This is a genomic window from Pseudomonas fluorescens, assembly GCF_001307275.1.
Classification (GTDB): Bacteria; Pseudomonadota; Gammaproteobacteria; order Pseudomonadales; family Pseudomonadaceae; genus Aquipseudomonas; species Aquipseudomonas fluorescens_AA.
Map to the genome: position 1 here is coordinate 5,535,113 of NZ_CP012831.1, position 21,854 is coordinate 5,556,966.

Sequence of the window (21,854 nt, forward strand, 5' to 3'; positions counted from 1 at the left end):
ACTGTTTTATTGGGCAGCCCTTCAAGCGTCGAGGTGTTCTCCATGAAAAAGCGATTTCCTCCGCGTTATGTGCCTGACAGCAACCCTCTGAGCCTTGATCCTCCCTGGATCCCGGGCTGGACGCTCTCCGTCGAGGGGTATGACGCCGGCATCCCGGCCAGATTGGTGGAGGGGGGATTGCTCTGCATCGTTGATCCCTGGACCAGCATGGAGATTGGTGACGCCTTCAAGTTCTACTGGAAGGACGAGGCAACGCCCGTGTGGAGCACTGAGATCGATCAAGATCAAAAGAACCATCAACTGGCTTTCCGTATCGATGAGGGGCACATCGTCAGGGGCGATGCCTTTCCGGTGTTCTACAGTGTGCTGCGCGTAGGTGCAGCGCGGCCTGAAGAGTCGCAGCCGCAGTGGAAACTGTTGGTCAAACTCGACCCGCCCGGCGGTTTCGATGAGGACCAAGGCACCCCGGGTCACTCGGGTTTGCGGTATTCGATCCCCCAAGACATCCTCGACAACGGCGTCGGCCCCGATGAGGCCGAGGCCGGTGTGCCGGTCACGATCAAGCCGTACCTGTTCATGCGTCGTAATGACAGGATCAACGTGGCCTGGGGCACGGAAAATGTCTACCACACGGTGACCAGAGACGAAGAGGAAGCGGGCGGGGAGATCGTTATCACCGTCCCCCTCGATGTGATCGAGCGAGCCGGCGACAGCGATGGCATCGCCGTGGCCTATCAGGTGGTGGATGAATGCGGCAATTACCCAGGCGGGTACTGGCGCTGGTCGGCGGTGACCCGGATTTTGGTCGATCTGAACAACAACCGGCTCGATCCGCCGTTGGTGCTGGTCAATGGTTTTCCCGTTGAAGAAGTCGACCTCGCCGAACTGGCCGGAAATCCGGTCACTGTGCGGGTCACCGCCAACCGCTACGAGCATGCCATCGGAGATCTCTTGCGCATGACCTGGCGCGGCACCGCCGCCGACAGTTCACCGGTGATCGTCGGTCCGCTGGAGGAAACGGTTCAAACCATTCCCTACTTCTACGATTTCACCATCCCCCATGCCGATGTCGCGGCGATCGCCAAAGGGCGGGCCACGGTGGGTTACGTGCGGATCCGCAGTGGCGAGAGGGACCTTCCGTCGAAAAGCACCTCCGTGACCGTGATCGGCGATACCCGCCAATACCTGGCCCCCGACATTGTGGAAGCCGTGGGCGGCACGCTGGACCCGGACCTGAATTTCTACACGCTTTCCGTTCCTTACTATCCGGGACGTGTGGCTGGCGATGAGATCATCATCATTTGCGACGGTCGTACCTCCACCACGCTTCCGACTTATCATGAAGTGACGGCCATCGTGGGCGGGGAGGCGGTTGGCGCGCCGGTATTGGCGAACCTGGACAAAGAGCAGGTCAAGCGCCTCGATGGCGGTTCGCTCACGGTGTACTACAGCGTGAACGGTCAGCCCGAATCGGAGTCCTTGAGGTTGACGGTGGGTGCCGCGGCGCCGTCGCTGCCGATCCCAACGGTGGTGGAAGCGCCCAACGACGTGCTGAACCCGGACGACGTCAACCCCGCCATCGGCGCCAACGTCATCGCCACCTACACCGCAACCCTGCCCGAGGATGTTGTCGTGCTGCGCTGGCGCGGCTCAATGAGCAATGCCCCGGACCAGTCAAGAACCTTGACGGGTAATACGGCGGGCAAGGCGGTTCCCTTTACCGTGCCGTTCACTTATGTGAGCGGCAACCTGAACGGCACCGTGGATGTCAGCTACTCCATCACCCGTGGCGCTACGCTCCTGGGCAACTCCATCGTCCGGCACCTGACGGTCGGTTCGGCCCTGGAACTGACGGCCCCCTCGGTGAAAGAGGCCAACGGTGCCACCCTGAACCCGGTCAATGCCAAGGATTCGCTGACCATCGTGGTACCGGCCAACGCCGCGCTGCAGCCCAGCGACAAACTGAAAGTCACCTGGACCGGCGCCCCGGGCACGCCGGCCGAGGGTTCGTACACCTCGGACGAATGGCTGGTCAGGGACGGCTGGGAAGTGCCGATCGACAACAGCGTAGTGGCGTTTAGCTTGGGCAAGGCGGTGACTGTTACCTATACGGCGATCCAGGCTGGCGTGGAGTCGCCACCTTCGGATTCGTTTACGCTGAATGTACAGGCGATGCCTGCGGCCAGCCTGGCGATGCCTCTGATTCCGGAGGCAGCGCAGGGGGGAATTGGTAGTGAGTTGGACCTGGGTAGCTTCACGGGGGATGCCCGTGTCACGGCGGCACCTTGGCCGCTGATTGCCGCCGGCCAGCGGGTCTGGCTAAGCTGCGAAGGGGTCGCCAGCGATGGGTCTGACTACACGATTACGCTTTACACCAATAAAGAAGTTGTCCAGGGCGAAGTATCTGCTGGGTTGTCCAAGGAGCTCCCTCGGGCCGAACTTGAGAAACTGCGCAACGGTTCTGAGCTCAAAGTTGTGCTGAAGGTGAATTTCAATCGCAGCAATAACCTAAGTGAGGCTGTTATCTTTCCGATACGCCCATATGTCGTCATGGCTCCTCTACTGATTCACTATACGCCGTTCACCAATGGAGACTTGAATGGTTGGTCACTGAGCGTTGGGGCAGAGGTCTGTGAGGAGAATGGCAATCACTACCTGCACGCGTCAAGTCTGAGCTTAGCACCAACGCCTCTGCTTATTGGCGAGCGTTATAAAATCAGTGTCCGAGCGCGCAGCGTTTACAGTGGAACTGTGTTAAATTTCGCGGTGTACCCTAGTGATGACTTTAACGGCTCCCATCTTCTCTCTACTGAATGGCGAACATATACTTACATGGCCGAAGGGCGTAAAAACTCATATGCTATAGGGTTGGTAGCTGCAGGTCTAAGGGAGGATGTACACATCGACGACATTCGCATTTATCAATATTAAAAACTGAAATACAACAGAACAATGTAATTACATCTGATACAAAGAAAAGGGGGCGCATTTATTTTAAGAATGAAAGTCCTATGTAGATAAGTGGAAAAGGGGACGCATTTATTATCGGAAAAGGGGACGCATTTATTATCGAGAAGAAACGATGCGACAGCGGGCAAACTGGGTATCCAGCCCTTGATTGAGCTGGGCGAACCGTACGCTGGATAACGTCCCCACCTTCAGCCGAGTTTACACTTCTCCCTTTGGCGAGGGGATTTGGCGAAACGTCGCACCGCCCCGTTCGGCTGTGCAGCAGACGCCCTGGGTCAAGACCTTATGGGCCTGCTGCGCAGTCCAGCGGGGATAAATCCCCTCGCCACAAGTGCATGTACATCTGCAAACGCGTCTGGCAAATCCAAATCCCTGCTTTACTGGATATTCGAATTTCCATATATTCGCCATTCGCTCATCCCAGGCTTTCCCACGCCATGCCCGATTCCCCCAATCCCGTCGATGTCTTCAAGGCCCTGGCCGATGACACCCGTACGCGCATTGCGTTGCTGGTGGCCCGTGAAGGCGAGTTGTGTGTCTGTGAGCTCACCGCCGCGCTGGGCCTGAGCCAGCCGAAGATCTCCCGGCACCTGGCGCAGTTGCGCAACGCTGGGCTGCTCAGCGACCGACGCCAGGGGCAGTGGGTTTATTACCGCCAGCACCCACAGTTACCAGCCTGGGTCAGTACGATGCTGGAGCAGGCGTTGGCGGCCAGTACCGCCTGGCTGACAGCGGATGTGCAGCGCTTGAATGCCATGCCTGATCGTCCGGTGGCACGTTGCTGCTGATTACTTTTTTCCCATCCCTTTTTCAAGGCTGTAGCGCATGCTCATCGCGTCATTGATTTTCCTGCTGACCATTACGTTGGTGATCTGGCAGCCCAAGGGGCTGGGCGTTGGCTGGAGTGCGACGCTGGGGGCGGTGCTGGCCTTGTTGAGCGGGGTGGTGCAGGTCAGTGATATCCCGCTGGTCTGGCAGATCATCTGGAACGCCACCGGGACGTTCGTCGCGCTGATCATCATCAGCCTGCTGCTGGACGAGGCGGGGTTCTTCGCCTGGGCGGCCTTGCATGTGGCCCGCTGGGGAAAGGGCAGCGGGCGCAAGCTGTTTGCGTTCATGGTGTTGCTGGGGGCGCTGGTGTCGGCGTTGTTTGCCAATGATGGGGCAGCGTTGATCCTGACCCCTATTGTGATCTCGATGCTGCTGGCACTGCGGTTTTCCCCGGCGGCGACCCTCGCGTTCGTGATGGGCGCCGGTTTCATTGCCGACAGTGCGAGCCTGCCGCTGGTGGTGTCGAACCTGGTGAACATCGTCTCGGCGGACTTCTTCGGCATTGGTTTCAACCGTTACGCGGCGGTCATGGTGCCGGTGAACCTGGTGAGCGTGGCGGCCAGCCTGGCCATTCTGCTGTGGTTCTTCCGTCGCGACATTCCGCGCGACTATGACCCCGATCAACTGGATGATCCGGCGACGGCGATCCACGACAAGGCGACGTTTTATGCCGGCTGGGCGGTACTGGTGATCCTGCTGCTGGGCTGCTTTGCCCTGGAGCCCCTGGGGATTCCCATCAGTGCGATCTCGGCGGTCTGTGCTGCGTTGCTGCTGGCGGTCGCGGCCCACGGCCACAAGATCTCCACCCGCAAGGCAATGAAGGAAGCGCCCTGGCAGATCGTGATCTTTTCCCTCGGCATGTACCTGGTGGTCTATGGCCTGCGCAACGCCGGGCTGACCGGTTACCTGGCCCACTGGCTCGACGGTTTCGCCGAATATGGCGTTTGGGGCGCGGCCATGGGCACCGGTGTGCTGACGGCGCTGCTCTCGTCGGCCATGAACAATTTGCCGACGGTGCTGATCGGCGCCTTGTCCATCGATGCCAGCCAGGCCACCGGGGCGGTGAAGGAGGCGATGATCTACGCCAACGTCATCGGCAGTGACCTGGGCCCGAAAATCACGCCGATTGGCAGCCTGGCGACGTTGCTGTGGCTGCATGTGCTGGCGCGCAAGAACATCCAGATCGGCTGGGGGTATTACTTCAAGGTCGGGATTGTGCTGACCGTGCCGGTATTGCTGGTGACGTTGGCGGCGCTGGCTGTGCGGTTGTCCTTCTAGAACCGAGTTGGCTTCATCGCGAGCAAGCTCGCTCCCACAAGGGCGTGCATTCCAGTGTGGGAACTCACTTTTGCAGAAAAGTGCTTTCCAATGTGGGAGCGAGCTTGCTCGCGATGAGGCCCTGACAGGCAGCACAAGGCTCAGCCACCGCCCGGCACATCCGGCCAACGATCCGCCACCAGGAACACCCGCTCGGCTTCTTCCCAATCACCCTCGGCGTTTTCGCTCAGGCGCACCATCAATTGCGCCGGCGCCATGGGGTCCAGGGCCATACGCCAGGCCTCCAGTTGCGCGGTGCTCCAGGTTTGTTCGGCCGGATAATGCGCCGGGGCCAGCCAGGCGGCGCGGGGCAGGGGTTGCCAGCGGCCCGGCGGACGTTGGGCGATGAACGCAGACCAGTCCCGTTGATGCAGCCAGCGCCCGCGTAAATGCCTGGGATGGGCACCGGCCGGTGGTTCGGCCTGGCCCGGCCAGGGGTAGAGCAAATACCCGCCCAGCCAGAGTTCGGAGCGAAACAGTTCGAGGCCCGAAGGCTCGATCCCCAGTGCCGCTAGGGCCTCGCGGCTTTCCGGGCGGGCGGAGATCGGCAGTTGGTGCTCGCGCAGATGCGCCAGCTTGCGGTCGAGCCGGTCATGGCAACCCGGGCCCAGCCATTGCGCGGCGTCCAGCCCGTTTCCGTGCTGGGGCCCGAGGTACAACTTGATAGCCAGCTCCAGGTGGTGGATGCCGTCGCGATCACGCAGCAACAGGTCCAGTTCCCCCAGGGTATGGCCTTCGCGTCGGATCGGCAGGTTCGCGGCGATCAATTCGATGCCTGGGGCATGCTGCACGGCAAACTGCCACAGTCTTTCGTAATACAGGCCCAGGCGGCGCGTTCGCCCTTGGGACAGGCAGTGCAGCAACGGATAGCTGTCGCGGTCCAGTTGCCGCAGCCAGTGTTCCAGTCGGCCAGGCTCCTGCACCCAGTCACTGCCAGCCAGGGGATGGCGCTGGGGCCAGGGCGTGTCGATGAGCATCGGCGGGGCGATGATCGCCCACGCGAGATCGCGCACTTCGGGATGGTGCAGGCGTCGGGGCAAGTCCAGCAATTCAGGGAACAGGATCATTTTGCGAGCATAGCCGCTCTGTGGCCAATGCTGTTCATTCCAGGAAAGTAAAGAACCCGTGGCGAGGGAGCTTGCTCCCGCTCGGTTGCATAGCAACCGCCCCAAGGGGTCTGCTTCGCAGTCCAGCGGGAGCAAGCTCCCTCGCCACAGTGGTTCAGCTAAACCTTGGATGAACAGCATTGCGCCATGGGCAAGGCTTAAAGGATTTTGTCTACGGCGCGCTTTCGCCCATAATCGTGTTTTTCGCCCGCCGCAGACCCTCGCAGGAGCCTCATGGAGCAATTTCGCAATATCGGCATCATCGGTCGCCTGGGCAGTTCGCAGGTGTTGGACACCGTTCGCCGTCTCAAACGTTTCCTCCTGGAGCGGCACCTGCATGTGATCCTCGAAGATACCATCGCCGAAGTCCTGCCGGGCCATGGCCTGCAGACGTCGTCGCGCAAGATGCTTGGCGAAGTCTGTGACATGGTCATCGTGGTCGGCGGCGACGGCAGCCTGCTGGGGGCCGCCCGGGCCCTGGCACGACACAACATCCCGGTGCTGGGGATCAACCGGGGCAGCCTGGGGTTCCTCACCGATATCCGCCCCGACGAGCTGGAGATCAAGGTCGCCGAGGTGCTGGACGGCCACTACCTGGTGGAAAACCGCTTCCTGCTGCAGGCCGAGGTCCGCCGTCATGCCGAGGCCATCGGCCAGGGCGATGCCCTCAACGACGTGGTGCTGCACCCCGGTAAATCCACACGAATGATCGAGTTCGAGCTGTACATCGACGGCCAGTTCGTCTGCAGCCAGAAAGCCGACGGCCTGATCGTCGCCACCCCCACCGGTTCCACCGCCTATGCGCTGTCGGCCGGCGGGCCGATCATGCATCCCAAGCTCGACGCTATTGTGATTGTGCCCATGTACCCCCATACCTTGTCTGGGCGACCGATCGTGGTCGATGGCAACAGTGAGCTGAAAATCGTCGTGTCCAAGGATATGCAGATCTACCCGCAAGTGTCCTGTGACGGCCAGAACCATTTCACCTGCGCGCCGGGCGACACCATCACCGTCAGCAAAAAAGCGCAGAAGCTGCGCCTGATCCATCCGCTGGATCACAATTACTACGAAGTCTGCCGGACCAAGCTTGGCTGGGGCAGTCGGTTGGGGGGTGGAGGCGACTGATGCTCGATCCTGCGCGCAGTTACGATTTGATCGGTGACGTGCATGGATGCGCCCTGACCCTGGAACACCTGCTGGACCGACTCGGTTACCACAAGCAGGGCGGGGTCTGGCGGCATCCGTCGCGCATGGCCGTGTTCCTGGGGGACATCATCGACCGTGGCCCGCGGATCCGCGAGGCGCTGCACATCGTCCATGACATGGTCATGGCCGGCCAAGCGCTGTGCATCATGGGCAACCACGAGTTCAACGCCCTGGGCTGGAGCACACCGGCATTGCCGGGCAGCGGCCAGCGCTACGTGCGCGAACACACGCCGCGCCATGCCCGCCTGCTCAACGAGACACTGACCCAGTTCGAGCAGCATCCCGGCGACTGGCATGACTTTCTCGAATGGTTCTATGAGCTGCCGCTGTTTGTCGACGCTGGCCGCTTCCGGGTGGTGCACGCCTGTTGGGATGCCGGCCTGATCGAACCGCTGCGGGGCCTGTTCCCGGACGGTTGTGTCGACGAGCATTTCCTCCAGGCCTCGGCGCAACCGGGCAGTTTTGCCTGCACGGTGTTCGATCGCTTGCTGCGCGGCACGGACATGCGCCTGCCCCACGGCCTGACGCTGACGGGCGGCGACGGCCTGACCCGTTCGTTTTTCCGCACCAAGTTCTGGGAAGACAACCCGCAGACTTACGGCGACATCGTGTTCCAGCCCGACGCCTTGCCGGAACCGGTGGCTCGCACGCCGTTGTCGTCGGATGAAAAAAACAACCTGCTGCGCTATGGCGTCGATGAGCCGCTGTTGTTCGTCGGTCACTATTGGCGCAGCGGCAAACCCGCGCCGATCCGCCCGAACCTGGCCTGCCTGGATTACAGCGCGGTGCTCTACGGCAAGCTGGTCGCCTATCGCCTCGACCAGGAAACCCGCCTGGATCCGCACAAGTTCGTCTGGGTCGATGTCGAGCGGCCGGAGGTGGTGAAATGAGTGCTGTCGCGGTTCTGCGCCTGCCCCTGGCAGTGGACCTGAGCGGCTTCGTCAAGCTGCTGCAGCGCATGCAGGTGCCCCATCGCGTCAGCGAAGAGGCGGGTGAGCAGGTGCTCTGGGTGCCGGATGAAATCAGCGAGAACGTGCGTGCGTTGTACGCCCGTTTTCCCGCCGGCGATCCCGATCAGCAGTTGGAACTGCCGGACACGGGGGGCACTTCCCGGCGAGCCGGGTTCGTCCAGCAATTGACCCGCCATCCAGTGACGGCCCTGGTGCTGTTGCTGAGCCTGATTGTCAGCGCGGTCACCCTGCTGGGGGAGAATCTTGCGACGCTACGCTGGCTGACCTTCCTCGAGTTTCGCGTCGTTGGCGACTACATCCAGTTCACGCCGCTGGGCGATAGCCTGGCGGCGGGGCAGTGGTGGCGCCTGGTAACGCCGATGCTGATTCACTTCGGCTTCCTGCACATCGCCATGAATGGCATGTGGTATTGGGAACTGGGGCGACGGATCGAAGCGCGCCAGGGCGGTATCAACCTGTTGGGGCTGACGCTGTTGTTCAGCCTCGTCTCCAATTTCGCCCAGTACTTTTTCAGCGGGCCGACGCTGTTCGGCGGCTTGTCCGGTGTGCTGTACGGCCTGCTGGGCCATTGCTGGATCTACCAACTGCTCGCACCGAATCCGGCCTATCACTTGCCCCGTGGGGTGCTGGTGATGATGCTGGTGTGGTTGCTGCTGTGCCTGTCCGGGTTGGTTTCGCTGATCGGCTTCGGTGAAATCGCCAATGCGGCCCACGTCGGCGGGCTGCTCGTCGGGTGCTTCACGGGCTTGTTGGGCGGGCTGTTCGCTCGCCGTAAAATGGCCCTTTGACCGGCGCCTGTGCCTTTTGAGAATGCGCGATTGCGCGGAGAACCCATGTCTTCCTTCAACGAAATGATCAAGAACATCACCCCCGATATCTACAAGAGCCTGAAACTGGCCGTGGAAATCGGTAAATGGGCCGACGGCAACAAGCTCACCGCCGAGCAGCGCGAGTTGTCGTTGCAGGCCATGATCGCCTGGGAAATCCAGAACCTGCCCGAAGACGAGCGCACCGGCTACATGGGCCCGCAGGAATGCCAGTCGAAGTCGACCGAAGTGCCCAATATCCTGTTCAAGTCGGACGCCATCCATTGATCGAGATTGGCCGCGGTGCAATCAGCAAGATGTCGGCACGCCTTGACGGGCCGACCGTTCAATACGCCTTTCGCCTGGACGAGGTCGAGGTGCCGGTCAACCCGTTGATCGGCAGCACGATCCGCCTGGAGTACCTCGGTGCGATCCACTGCACCCATTGTGGGCGCCGGACCAAGACCAGCTTCAGCCAGGGTTACTGCTACCCTTGCATGACCAAGCTGGCCCAGTGCGACCTGTGCATCATGAGCCCGGAGCGTTGCCATTTCGACGCGGGCACCTGCCGTGACCCGGCCTGGGGCGAGCAATTCTGCATGACCGATCATGTGGTCTACCTGGCCAATTCCTCCGGCGTGAAAGTCGGCATCACCCGTGCCACGCAATTGCCGACCCGCTGGCTGGACCAGGGCGCCAGCCAGGCACTGCCGATCCTGCGGGTCGCCACGCGCCAGCAGTCAGGGTTTGTCGAGGACCTGTTCCGCAGCCAGGTGGCGGACAAGACCAACTGGCGCGCCTTGCTCAAGGGCGACGCGACAGCGGTGGACCTGCCGGCGATCCGCGATTCGCTGTTCGAAAGCTGCGCCCAGGGATTGCAGGGTTTGCAGGAACGATTCGGCCTGCAAGCGATCCAGACCATAGCGGACGTCGAGCCCATCGAGATTCGGTATCCGGTGGAGCAGTACCCGACCAAGATCGTCAGCTTCAACCTGGACAAGAACCCGATCGCCGAAGGCACGCTGCTGGGGATCAAGGGCCAATACCTGATTTTCGACACCGGCGTGATCAACATTCGTAAATACACGGCCTACCAGCTCGCCGTGCATCAGTAGAAGGATTCGACCCATGCGCACCGAACAACCGAAGATGATTTACCTCAAGGACTATCAGGCCCCCGAGTACCTGATCGACGAAACACACCTGACCTTCGAGTTGTTCGAGGACCACAGCCTGGTCCATGCGCAACTGGTGATGCGCCGCAACCCCGAGCGCGGCGCCGGGCTGCCGCCGCTGGTGCTCGATGGCCAGCATCTTGAATTGATCTCCCTCAAGCTCGACGATGCCGACCTGGGGCAGGGCGACTATCAACTGGACGACAATCACCTGACCGTGCACCCCAAGGCACAAGCCTTTACGGTCGACACCACCGTCAGGATCCATCCGGAAACCAACACCGCCCTGGAAGGCCTGTACAAATCCGGCAGCATGTTCTGCACCCAGTGCGAGGCCGAAGGGTTCCGCAAGATCACCTATTACCTCGACCGTCCGGATGTGATGAGCAAGTTCACCACCACCGTGGTGGCCGAGCAGCACAGCTATCCGGTGCTGCTGTCCAACGGCAATCCGATTGCCAGCGGCCCCGGCGAAGACGGCCGGCACTGGGCGACCTGGGAAGACCCGTTCAAGAAACCGGCCTACCTGTTTGCCCTGGTGGCCGGTGACCTGTGGTGCGTCGAAGACACCTTCACCACCATGACCGAGCGTAATGTGGCGCTGCGCATCTACGTCGAGCCGGAAAACATCGACAAATGCCAGCACGCCATGACCAGCCTGAAGAAGTCGATGCGCTGGGACGAAGAGGTGTACGGGCGCGAGTACGACCTGGACATCTTCATGATTGTCGCGGTCAACGACTTCAACATGGGCGCCATGGAGAACAAGGGTCTCAATATCTTCAACTCCAGCGCCGTGCTGGCCCGCGCCGAAACCGCCACCGATGCCGCGCACCAGCGGGTCGAGGCGATCGTTGCCCACGAATACTTCCATAACTGGTCGGGCAACCGCGTGACCTGCCGTGATTGGTTCCAACTGTCGCTCAAGGAAGGTTTCACGGTGTTCCGCGACGCCGGCTTCTCCGCCGACATGAACTCCGCCACCGTCAAACGCATCCAGGACGTGGCGTACCTGCGCACCCACCAGTTCGCCGAAGACGCCGGCCCCATGGCCCACCCGGTGCGTCCGGACAGTTTTATCGAGATCTCCAACTTCTACACCCTGACCGTGTACGAAAAGGGTTCGGAAGTGGTCGGCATGATCCACACCCTGCTGGGGCCTGAGGGGTTCCGCAAGGGCAGTGACCTGTATTTCGAGCGCCACGACGGCCAGGCCGTGACCTGCGACGACTTCATCAAGGCCATGGAAGATGCCAACGGCGTCGACCTGGCCCAGTTCAAACGTTGGTACAGCCAGGCCGGTACGCCACGGCTGGCGGTGAGCGAGTCTTACGATGCCGCTGCCAAGACCTACAGCCTGACCTTCCGCCAGAGTTGCCCGCCGACCCCGGACAAGCAGGAAAAGCTGCCATTCGTGATTCCCGTGGAACTGGGCCTGCTGGACAGCCAAGGCGCCGAGATCCCGTTGCGGCTGGCCGGTGAAGCAGCGGCAAACGGTACGTCCCGGGTGATCTCGGTGACCGAAGCGGAGCAGACCTTCACGTTTATCGACATCGCCGAACAACCGCTGCCTTCGTTGCTGCGTGGTTTCTCGGCGCCGGTGAAGCTGAGCTTCCCGTACAACCGCGACCAATTGATGTTCCTGATGCAACACGACAGTGACGGCTTCAACCGCTGGGATGCCGGCCAGCAGTTGTCGGTGCAGGTGTTGCAGGAACTGATCGCCCAACATCAGCAGGGCGCCAGCCTGACGCTGGATCCACGCCTGGTCAGTGCGCTGCGCAGCGTGTTGTCGGACGAATCCCTGGACCAGGCCATGGTCGCGGAAATGCTCTCGCTGCCCAGCGAAGCCTACCTGACGGAAATCAGCGAAGTGGCCGACGTCGAGGCGATCCACGCCGCCCGTGAGTTCGCCCGCCAGCAGTTGGCCGAGAACCTGTTCGAAGCCCTGTGGCTGCGTTATGAAGCCAACCGCGACCTGTCGAAACGCACGCCATACGTGGCCGAGGCCGAGCACTTCGCCCGCCGCGCGTTGCAGAACATCGCGCTGTCCTACCTGATGCTCACCGGCAAGCCTGAGGTGCTGAGCGCGACGCTGGAGCAGTTCGACACCGCCGACAACATGACCGAACGCCTGACCGCGCTGGCGGTGCTGGTCAACTCGCCGTTCGAGACCGAGAAGGCCAAGGCCCTGGAAGTGTTCGCGGAAAACTTCAAGGGCAACCCGCTGGTCATGGACCAATGGTTCAGCGTCCAGGCCGGCAGCCCGTTGCCCGGTGGCCTGGCACGGGTCAAGGCGCTGATGGAACACCCGGCGTTCAATATCAAGAACCCGAACAAGGTGCGGGCACTGGTCGGTGCGTTTGCCGGGCAGAACCTGATCAACTTCCACGCCGCCGACGGTTCGGGTTATCGCTTCCTGGCGGACCTGGTGATCCAGCTCAATGGCTTCAACCCGCAGATCGCTTCGCGGCAGCTGGCGCCACTGACCCGCTGGCGCAAATATGACAGCGCCCGCCAGGCGTTGATGAAAGGCGAACTGGAACGCATCCTGGCGTCCGGCGGGCTGTCGGCCGATGTGTTCGAGGTGGTGAGCAAGAGCCTGGCGTGACCTTGATGCCGCGGTCTGCCTGGCGGACCGCGGTGCTCCCATCGCGAGCAAGCTCGCTCCCACAGTAGATCTCCAGCGAACAGCTATTCTGTGATCAGCATGGAACCCCTGTGGGAGCGAGCTTGCTCGCGATAGCGTCAGCCCCGTCACCGCCTGGCCCCTCGCCATCACCTCACCGAATACCCCGCCATTCACCCCCAGCGCCAGCCCCCCTGGTTAACAAAAGATAACGCGGCGTCGATTGTCAGACCTTTCGAAAGCCCGATAGGATAGGCCAGCTTCCGAAGTGGCTCTAGATTGCAGGTTTCAGGACTATGCTCCAGGACTGGCAACGTACCAAGCCATAACAATAATAATGGGGGAAAGGTCTATGAATGAGCCTGTCATGGCTGTGGGCCGCTGCCGGCCGCCGATGCTGCGCAGAATCGCGTTGCTGGCTTCGGCGCTCTCGCTGCTGGGCTCTGCGGTGTTGTCGGCACCGGTGATGGCCGTTGCGGCGTCGACGTCCGATGTCATCTATTCCGTCGAATCGGCCAAGGCCAGCAAAACCCTGATGCTCGATGTGGTCCATGCCGGCCAGCGCCTGGTGGCGGTCGGTGATCGTGGGCACATTGTCTATTCCGACGACCAGGGCACGTCCTGGACCCAGGCCAAGGTGCCGAGCCGCCAACTGCTCACCGCGGTGTTTTTCGTCGACGACAAGCACGGCTGGGCCGTGGGGCACGACGCGCAGATCCTCGCCAGCGACGACGGTGGCAGCACCTGGACCAAGCAATACGAAGACCTCACCCGTGAAGCGCCGCTGCTGGATGTCTGGTTCAAGGACGCCAGCAACGGGTTTGCCGTGGGTGCCTACGGCGCGCTGCTGGAAACCACCGACGGCGGCAAGCACTGGGAAGACGCCAGCGACCGCCTCGAAAACGAAGACCAGTTCCACCTCAATGCGATCGCGGCCGTGAAAGACGCCGGGCTGTTCATTGTCGGCGAGGCCGGCAGCATGTTCCGCTCCGCCGACGAGGGCCAGACCTGGGAGAAGGTCGAAGGTCCGTACGAAGGCTCGCTGTTCGGGGTCATCGGCACCGCCCAACCTTCGACGCTGCTGGCCTACGGCTTGCGCGGCAACCTGTACCGTTCCACCGATTTTGGCGGCACCTGGGAGCAGGTCGAGCTCAAGGCCGCCCGGGGCAGCCTGGAATTCGGCCTGTCGGGTGCCACGCTGCTGGCGGACGGTTCCATCGTGATTGTCGGCAACGGCGGCAGCGTGGTGCGCAGTACCGACGACGGCGAGACCTTCAGCGTGTTCAACCGTCCGGACCGAATCTCCGTGGCGGCCGTCACGGCGGCAGGCAACGGCAACCTGATCCTGGCGGGGCAAGGCGGCGTGCGCGCCACCACGTCCACCGGCGCCGAACTGAGCAAATGAGTCAGGCCTGCAAGACGGGCATAAAAACAAGAAGGCGGACCCCATGAGCAGTCATCATCAAGACAAGGCGACGTTCCTCGAGCGCCTGATTTTCAACAACCGCCCGGCAGTGATCGTCATTTGCCTGCTGGTCAGCATTTTCCTGTTCTGGCAGGCCACGCTGATCCGCCCCTCCACCAGTTTCGAAAAAATGATCCCCCTCGAGCACCCCTTCATCCAGAAGATGCTCGAGCACCGCAACGACCTGGCGAACCTGGGCAACACGGTGCGCATTTCCGTGGAAGCCACCAATGGCGACATTTTCTCCAAGGACTACATGGAGACCCTGCGCCAGATCCACGACGAGGTCTTCTACATCTCCGGTGTCGACCGTTCCGGGCTCAAGTCGTTGTGGAGCCCCAGCGTGCGCTGGACCGAAGTGACGGAGGAGGGCTTCGCCGGCGGCGAGGTGATCCCCCAGAGCTACAACGGCTCGGCCGACAGCCTCGACCTGCTGCGCAACAACGTGCTCAAGTCCGGCCAGGTCGGGCGCCTGGTGGCCAACGACTTCAAGTCGAGCATCATCGACATCCCGCTGCTGGAGTCCTATCCGGACCCGCAGGACCAGGGCAAATTGCTCGCCCTCGACTATCGGAAGTTTTCCCACGAGCTTGAAGACAAGATCCGCAACAAGTTCGAAGCCCAGAACCCGAATGTGCAGATCCATATCGTCGGTTTCGCCAAGAAAGTCGGTGACCTGATCGACGGCCTGGTCATGGTGGTGCTGTTCTTCGGCGTGGCCTTCGTCATCACCCTGATCCTCTTGTACTGGTTCACCAACTGCATGCGCAGCACCGTGGCGGTGTTGACCACCACCCTGGTGGCGGTGATCTGGCAACTGGGGCTGATGCACGCCGCCGGTTTCGGCCTGGATCCGTACTCGATGCTGGTGCCGTTCCTGATCTTCGCCATCGGTATTTCCCACGGGGTGCAGAAAATCAATGGCATCGCCTTGCAGTCCAGCGAGGCGGACAACGCCCTGACGGCGGCGCGGCGTACCTTCCGCCAGTTGTTCCTGCCGGGGATGATCGCGATCCTGGCGGACGCCGTGGGCTTCATCACCTTGCTGATCATCGACATCGGCGTGATCCGCGAACTGGCCATCGGCGCCTCCATCGGCGTGGCGGTGATCGTGTTCACCAACCTGATCCTGCTGCCGGTGGCGATCTCCTACGCTGGCATCAGCAAGCGTGCGGTGGAGCGCAGCAAGAAAGATGCGACCCGCGAGCATCCGTTCTGGCGCCTGCTGTCGAACTTCGCCAGCGCCAAGGTCGCGCCGGTGTCCATTGCCCTGGCGGTGCTCGCCTTTGGCGGTGGCCTCTGGTACAGCCAGAACCTGAAGATCGGCGACCTGGACCAGGGCGCGCCGGAACTGCGTCCGGACTCGCGCTACAACCAGGACAACAACTTCATCATCAGCAATTACTCCACCAGCTCCGATGTGCTGGTGGTGATGGTCAAGACCAAGGCCGAAGGCTGTTCGCGCTATGAAGCCATGGCCCCCATCGACGAATTGATGTGGAAGATGCAGAACACCGAGGGCGTGCAGTCGGCGATTTCCCTGGTGACCGTGTCCAAGCAAATGATCAAGGGCATGAACGAGGGCAACCTGAAATGGGAGACCCTGTCGCGCAACCCTGATGTGCTGAACAACTCCATCGCCCGGGCCGATGGCCTGTACAACAACAGCTGCTCCCTGGCACCGGTGCTGGTGTTCCTCAACGACCACAAGGCCGAGACCCTGGACCGCGCGGTGAAGGCGGTGCAGGACTTCGCCAAGGAAAACAACCGCGATGGCCTGGAGTTCATCCTCGCCGCCGGTAACGCCGGCATCGAGGCGGCCACCAATGAAGTGATCAAGGAATCGGAACTGACCATCCTGATCCTGGTGTACATCTGCGTGGCGACCATGTGCATGATCACCTTCCGTTCCTGGGCGGCGACGCTGTGCATCGTGCTGCCGCTGGTACTGACGTCGGTACTGGGCAACGCCCTGATGGCTTTCATGGGCATCGGTGTGAAAGTCGCGACGCTGCCGGTGGTCGCGCTTGGCGTCGGGATCGGCGTGGACTATGGCATCTACATCTATAGTCGCCTGGAAAGCTTCCTGCGGGCCGGGTTGCCATTGCAGGAGGCTTACTACCAGACGCTGAAATCCACCGGCAAGGCGGTGCTGTTCACCGGTTTGTGCCTGGCCATCGGCGTGTGCACCTGGATCTTCTCGGCCATCAAGTTCCAGGCCGACATGGGCTTGATGTTGACGTTCATGTTGCTGTGGAACATGTTCGGTGCGCTGTGGCTGTTGCCGGCGCTGGCGCGGTTCCTGATCAAGCCGGAGAAACTGGCGGGGCAGAAGGGCAATTCGTTGTTTGCCCACTGATGAGGGGCAGCCCTAGGGGCAAGCCACTGTGGGAGCGAGCTTGCTCGCGATAGCGGTGTGACAGTCAATGAAGGTGTTGAATGTCCGTCAGCCATCGCGAGCAAGCTCGCTCCCACAGGTTTTTGCTGGCGCTCAGCGACTGATCACTCCAGCCTGCAAACCCTGGCCATCAAGGCGCCAAGGGCAAGAACCTGCTCTGCGCCAACGACTTGCCGAGCTGTCCTCGATGCACGTTCACCACCGCATAAGGGCTGGTGGCCTTGGCCAGCAGTGAGTGGTAGTGCTCCTTGCGTTGTTCCTTGGTCTTCAGGTGCGCGACGCTGAAATTGTCCTTCGGTGTGTCAGCCGTTTCGTAGTGAAAATGCGCATACCAGAGGGGAGAGCCATTACGGTCGTTGATGGCGTACTCCTGGAGGAAATCCTTGCGGCTTCCTTTCAAGGCCGTGCGTTCGCCGAGACGTGCGACTTGTATCAGGTTCTTTTCGAACAGGAACCGCAGGTTGCCGTCGGTAGGCGGCAATTGCAGGCTCAATTCGGTGCGCAGGGCACTGCCCTTGGCGGTCAGGCTGGATACCGCGTCTGACAACTGTTGGCTCAGTGCCTGGTCTGCCGGGGTAAGCGGGGTTTGCGCTGCGGTGAACGCCCGGTCGAGTTCCTCGGCAAGCTTGCGAAATCGACTCGCCTCATTGCTCATGATCTCCTCGATTTCCTGAGGATGGCGGCAGTTTTTCTTGTAGCTTTCAGCGCGGTGCATGCGTGCGTCCAGCTCGTCGAGCAGTTTTCGCGCATCGGCCTTGATCGCCTTGACCGATCTTGTCTCGGGTGCCGGGGCCGGGCGACGTACTTCGACGACATCCCAGACATCATCATGGCGGGAATAGGTGGCGAGGATCTCGTCATCGACTTGCGAGCGCAGCTCGACGACTTCAATCGGCAAGGAGGTGCCGGCCGGTTTCAGGTCGCCAATCAAGACGCCATTGTGGCGGGTCCTGATCAGCTTTTTCTGGGCGTGTGCAGCGGCTGGCCTGGGGCGTTTCGGCGGGCGTTTGCGTGGTTTTGGCTCGGGTTTGATTTCGGCGGCGAGTTTGCCCGACACCTCCTGGTAAAGACTGTCGACCAACTTGACCAGCCTGTCGAAATAGGACACGTGGATATCGTCGGGGTAGAGGGTCTTGACCCCTTGCAACGCATCCAGGGTCTTGCCATAGCGCTCGGTCAGGCTTGTCAGGATGTCGAGTTGTTCCTGCGGCGTCAGCTCATACAGCCGTAGCTCGCTGTGGGAGCGCGTTTGTTCCCCCAGCGGTACGACGATGCGAAGCAGGACGGCGGGCACGTCCGATTGGGGATTTTTGATCGACAGCATGGGAAGCGTAGAAAGTTGCAGGGCTTTGCGGCTGATGGCATTGCCTTCGTTCAACGGACGGTCCCTGGTCAGGCGTTCGAACGCCTGGGCGCCATCGGCATCGAAGTTCAAGAGGCGCTCAAGGTATTCGTCCTTGAGTTCCAGCCAGTAGATCGCTCGATCATTGATGTCGCTCATGAGGTCGAGGAACTTGATGTAGTCCTGCATGTGGTGGGTAAGGACTTCCTGGACATCGCTTTCTGCTCGAAACCTGGGGTCCCTGTTCTTGGCGGCTATGTAATCCATTTCGGTGACCACGACGGCCTTACGGGCATTGTTGATCACGTTTTCAAAGAGTCCGCGCATGTACTTAGGTGTAAGCCCGATACCCAGGCTGGCGCGTTCGGACGCACTCTTCATCAGTTTCAAATAAACTTCGGTCTGCTCCTGGAGCAGGTCATGGAATATTTTGCGTTTCGGCTCCCGCTGCGCTTCGGTGTAAGTGCTGCCTTCCTGGAGCCTTGTCATCACTTGCTGGGCCACGTCGAGGGCTTTCTGTCGATCGTCTTCCTGCGCCACCCACTGGTTGAGTTCCTCGGTCAATTCCCCGATACGCTGCAGATTGGCACGACGCTGTGCATCCATCCGCTTGGGCGGCGCACCGCCCAGCAGGCGCAGACGCAGATCGAGGGACCAGCGGCCCTGGCGGTCGGTTTTCAACGGCGGACCGTTGCGGCTGGGGTCGAGTGGGTCGACGATGGTCGCGCTGCCGTCCGCTTCAGGATTGACCTGATACAGAACGTCTTGGACCTCTGCATGCCATTTGTTGTCGATCACGTACAAACCCTTGTACGGGCCATAGCCGATGGGGTCGGGCATTGCCGGAGGACGCAGTGCCTGCAAGCGCAGCAGCCGGGTGCGTTGTTCCGGTGTCAGGCGCTGGCCGGCGCTGGCGAAACTGAAGTCCAGGCGTCTACTGGCAGCTTCGGTGTGGGCGCCAGGCACGGCGATGGTTCCCTCCGCCACGGTGGGCGGCGCTGGCGCTGGCCACTGCTCGGCAATGGTGCGTGGCGCCGGGGGACGCATGGCTTGCTCCTTCAGCGATGGGGCCACCGCCGCACGGGTGACCGGCGCATGACCGGTCGGCAGTTGGCTCACCAGCATGGCCAGGTTGACGAGCAGGTCGACGGCGGCCAGCTCCCGCGCCACCGGGTCCTCGCTGATCAGGGCTGGAATGTCCTGTTGGGCACTGGCCATCAGGTTCCATAGCCAGGCAGTGGTCATGACCGGACCGCGCAACAAAGGGAACAGCAGCGTGTTGAACAACAGGCCGCCGCCCTGGAGCAACACCGCCCAGCGGCTCTCGCTGTTGGACACCGAGTTCCGGTCGGCCTGGGTGACCAGGGCCTGGGCATTGCAGCCATAGAGGTATTGCATGAGCTCGCCGTTGTGCAGCGCTTGCAGCAGTTCGTCGTGGGTATCCTGCGTGGCGAGTGTGGCCGGGGCGGGTTTGTCGGGGGCGCTGAACTCGTCACCGGGAAGGAACCGCACGATGCGGGGCTCCAGGAAACCGCCGTTGGCGTACACCGGGCGGGCGGCGTCGGACAGCCAGGTCAGGACGCTGTTCTGCAGATCCCCGGCGGCGGCAATGGCCTGGAGCAGCGCCTCCCGTGTCGGGAACTCTTGCAGCGCAGGGGCGTAAAGCGGCCGATACAGCAGGTGCGGGCCGGTGGTGGTGTCCTGCGCTTCGATCAGGAACATGTTGGTCACGGTATCGGGCTGGGCCTGGGGCTTGCGCACCAAACCCAGGTGGCGAATGACCACCGGGCGACCGTTGACCTGTTGGTTCGCCGCGTCAGGCTGGAGAACGGCTTCAAGCAGGCGCAGGCCTTGGACAGTCATGCCGTTTTCGTTGTCCAGCCGCTGTTTCAGCGCTTCGAGGGCCAGTTGCGCAGGGATTTGCTCGGCGAACATCCGTTGGCGGTTCTTTGCCTGGGGCGAGCCACCGAGCAGGTGCTGTTGCAGGTAGCGAGGATAGGTCGCGCCAATGTCGACCTGCTCGACCAGCCCGGTCACGAAGTCCGGGGTCAACCAGGTCGGCAGCGTCAGGCCCAGGCGATGGCTGAGCGTGAAGTGGCCGCTGGGGCGGGCGACGAGATTGTGGATGGCCAGTTCGGTCAGGCTCATCTGCCGCTTCTCGCTGAGGCCGATGGTCCCGGGGTAGCCTGCGGAAACGGTGAAGGTCAGCAGCACATCGTTGGGTTGGTATTGGCTCGATGACACCTTGCCCGGGCTGCTGTCGTTCGTTTGCCCCATGGCGCTGGACAAGGCACTGGCGGTGAAGGCCTTGATGTCCTCGATGCCGCTGAGGAAGCTCTGGCCCTGGTGGCGTTTTTTGGCACTGGCCAGGGCCAGGCTGTAGTGCTGGAGCGTCGTCTGGTCGGCGATGGAGCTTTTTTTCAGCCAGCGGGGCAGCAAGGGAGCCAGGCGTGCCGAGGTTTGCGGCGAGAGTCGGGGGGCTTCCAGCAGGTAGCGAGCCGGGTCGCTCAAGTCGTTGTAGAGGTTCTTCAGGCTTTGCAGGTCGATCCCGGCGGGCAGTTGTACAGCCTTCAGGTCGGCCAGTTGTTGCTCCAGCAGCATCGCCGCCTGGCTCTCGAAGACGTCGCCGCTTATCTCGTAGCGCTGGCAGGTGACGGTGTCGACGGTGTAACGGCTGGCGATCGATGCGCCCCAATGCCGATTGAAGGCTTCCAGGGAGGCAAAGGATTGCACGGCGCTGCCGGGACTGCACAGCAGGAAGTCGGTGGTGCCTTTTGTGGCGCGGACCAGGAGGATCTCGCTGCCGACCAGTACGCTGCTGGTCGTGCCCCGGGTGATCCGGGTTTCCAGGTTGTAGGCATACACAGGCGCTTGTCGGTCGAGACAAAAGCGCCGTTCCCGGTCCGGCCAACGGACGACCTGGTCAAGGGCTTCGCGGGCCGTGTCAGCGAGCCCCGGCTGTTGCAGCCCGCGGATGCTCAGCATGTTCCTCAGCACATCGCCGAGCCAGCGCCAGCGGTTGCTGCGGCTGTTCGCACCGGTTGCGTCAATGTCGTCGCCCCAGTAACGGACCAGCGCATCCTCCAGCCCGAGCGGTACGCTCCAGGCCAGTTCCAGCAGCAAGTTCTTGATGACCTGGATGTCCACTTCCTGGTTGCCTGCCCGGAGCCGGTGGGGTGGGGTGTCGGAGAGAAAACAGTCCAGGTTGCCCCGTGGGCTGAAATCCACGGGTGTGCCAACGGCCAGGTGATTGAGCACCACGGGCATGAACGGCTGGAATTGCCAGGCGCGTCCGGTGGCGTCCGGAGTCGCCAGTTGGACGGTGGAGAGATCGATGTCCAGCCAGGGGTATGTTCGCTTGATAGCTTGTTCGAGCATGCGTTGCGCGATTTGTTCGAAGGTCGGGTGGCTGGCGAATTGCAGGCTGACGCTTTGCGTCAACGCAGGGATGGAGTCTGCGGAGGAGGGAGCGGTCATGAGAAGTCCTTTTCACAAAACATGGCCGTCGGGATGACGGCGAGAAAAGTATCGACTTCTCGGTTCGGTGCGGGTGGTACATAAATACCACCCGCTGAGAATAATGCCGGTCAGTCAGTCAAGCCAAACCTCGTAGGAGCAAAGCTGCTCAGTCAAGCCAC

At 61.7% G+C, this 21,854-nt stretch carries 13 protein-coding genes; 11 read left to right on the top strand and 2 right to left on the bottom strand.

The features are described from left to right. The first annotated feature begins 42 nt into the window (after window positions 1–42). The 3 genes from AO356_RS24540 to AO356_RS24550 all read left to right on the top strand — a co-directional run bounded on the left by AO356_RS24540 (window position 43) and on the right by AO356_RS24550 (window position 5,079). Window positions 43–2,931, top strand: coding sequence for a hypothetical protein (locus AO356_RS24540; protein ID WP_152032443.1), 2,889 nt, complete (start codon window positions 43–45; stop codon window positions 2,929–2,931). Between the two features lie 476 nt (window positions 2,932–3,407). Beyond that, complete coding sequence (locus AO356_RS24545; RefSeq protein ID WP_060741977.1) at window positions 3,408–3,758, top strand: metalloregulator ArsR/SmtB family transcription factor; 351 nt, start codon at window positions 3,408–3,410, stop codon at window positions 3,756–3,758. Window positions 3,759–3,795: 37 nt separating this feature from the next. Beyond that, entirely contained in the window at window positions 3,796–5,079 is a 1,284-nt protein-coding gene (locus tag AO356_RS24550) for an arsenic transporter (protein WP_060741978.1), read from the top strand. Window positions 5,080–5,219: 140 nt separating this feature from the next. Here AO356_RS24550 and AO356_RS24555 read toward each other — a convergent pair whose 3' ends face one another. Beyond that, complete coding sequence (locus tag AO356_RS24555; protein ID WP_060741979.1) at window positions 5,220–6,185, bottom strand: DUF1853 family protein; 966 nt, start codon at window positions 6,183–6,185, stop codon at window positions 5,220–5,222. A gap of 273 nt (window positions 6,186–6,458) precedes the next feature. Here AO356_RS24555 and AO356_RS24560 point away from each other — a divergent pair, with 273 nt between their 5' ends. The 8 genes from AO356_RS24560 (at window position 6,459) to AO356_RS24595 (ending at window position 16,835) form a co-directional block, all read left to right on the top strand. Beyond that, window positions 6,459–7,349 carry an NAD(+) kinase gene (locus AO356_RS24560; protein WP_003180647.1) on the top strand — a complete coding sequence of 297 codons (891 nt, stop codon included), beginning with the start codon at window positions 6,459–6,461 and terminating at the stop codon, window positions 7,347–7,349. Then, window positions 7,346–8,320, top strand: a complete 975-nt coding sequence (locus AO356_RS24565; RefSeq protein ID WP_177431676.1) for a metallophosphoesterase — start codon at window positions 7,346–7,348, stop codon at window positions 8,318–8,320. The genes AO356_RS24560 and AO356_RS24565 overlap by 4 nt, the downstream gene beginning before the upstream one ends. Continuing rightward, complete coding sequence (locus tag AO356_RS24570; RefSeq protein ID WP_060741981.1) at window positions 8,317–9,189, top strand: rhomboid family intramembrane serine protease; 873 nt, start codon at window positions 8,317–8,319, stop codon at window positions 9,187–9,189. Before AO356_RS24565 ends, AO356_RS24570 begins: the two co-directional genes overlap by 4 nt. Window positions 9,190–9,234: 45 nt before the next feature. Further along, window positions 9,235–9,495 carry a YeaC family protein gene (locus tag AO356_RS24575; protein ID WP_060741982.1) on the top strand — a complete coding sequence of 87 codons (261 nt, stop codon included), beginning with the start codon at window positions 9,235–9,237 and terminating at the stop codon, window positions 9,493–9,495. Further along, window positions 9,492–10,322, top strand: coding sequence for a DUF2797 domain-containing protein (locus AO356_RS24580; RefSeq protein ID WP_060741983.1), 831 nt, complete (start codon window positions 9,492–9,494; stop codon window positions 10,320–10,322). The genes AO356_RS24575 and AO356_RS24580 overlap by 4 nt, the downstream gene beginning before the upstream one ends. A 13-nt stretch (window positions 10,323–10,335) precedes the next feature. Next, window positions 10,336–12,993 (top strand): aminopeptidase N, encoded by a 2,658-nt coding sequence (gene pepN, locus AO356_RS24585; protein WP_060741984.1) that lies wholly within the window; start codon window positions 10,336–10,338, stop codon window positions 12,991–12,993. 370 nt (window positions 12,994–13,363) lie between these two features. Beyond that, window positions 13,364–14,416 carry a WD40/YVTN/BNR-like repeat-containing protein gene (locus tag AO356_RS24590; RefSeq protein WP_060741985.1) on the top strand — a complete coding sequence of 351 codons (1,053 nt, stop codon included), beginning with the start codon at window positions 13,364–13,366 and terminating at the stop codon, window positions 14,414–14,416. Window positions 14,417–14,459: 43 nt separating this feature from the next. Continuing rightward, on the top strand, window positions 14,460–16,835 hold the full coding sequence (locus AO356_RS24595; RefSeq protein WP_060741986.1) for an efflux RND transporter permease subunit: 2,376 nt from the start codon (window positions 14,460–14,462) through the stop codon (window positions 16,833–16,835). Between the two features lie 169 nt (window positions 16,836–17,004). Here AO356_RS24595 and AO356_RS32760 read toward each other — a convergent pair whose 3' ends face one another. Then, window positions 17,005–21,693 carry a dermonecrotic toxin domain-containing protein gene (locus AO356_RS32760; protein ID WP_060741987.1) on the bottom strand — a complete coding sequence of 1,563 codons (4,689 nt, stop codon included), beginning with the start codon at window positions 21,691–21,693 and terminating at the stop codon, window positions 17,005–17,007. Window positions 21,694–21,854 lie beyond the last annotated feature (161 nt).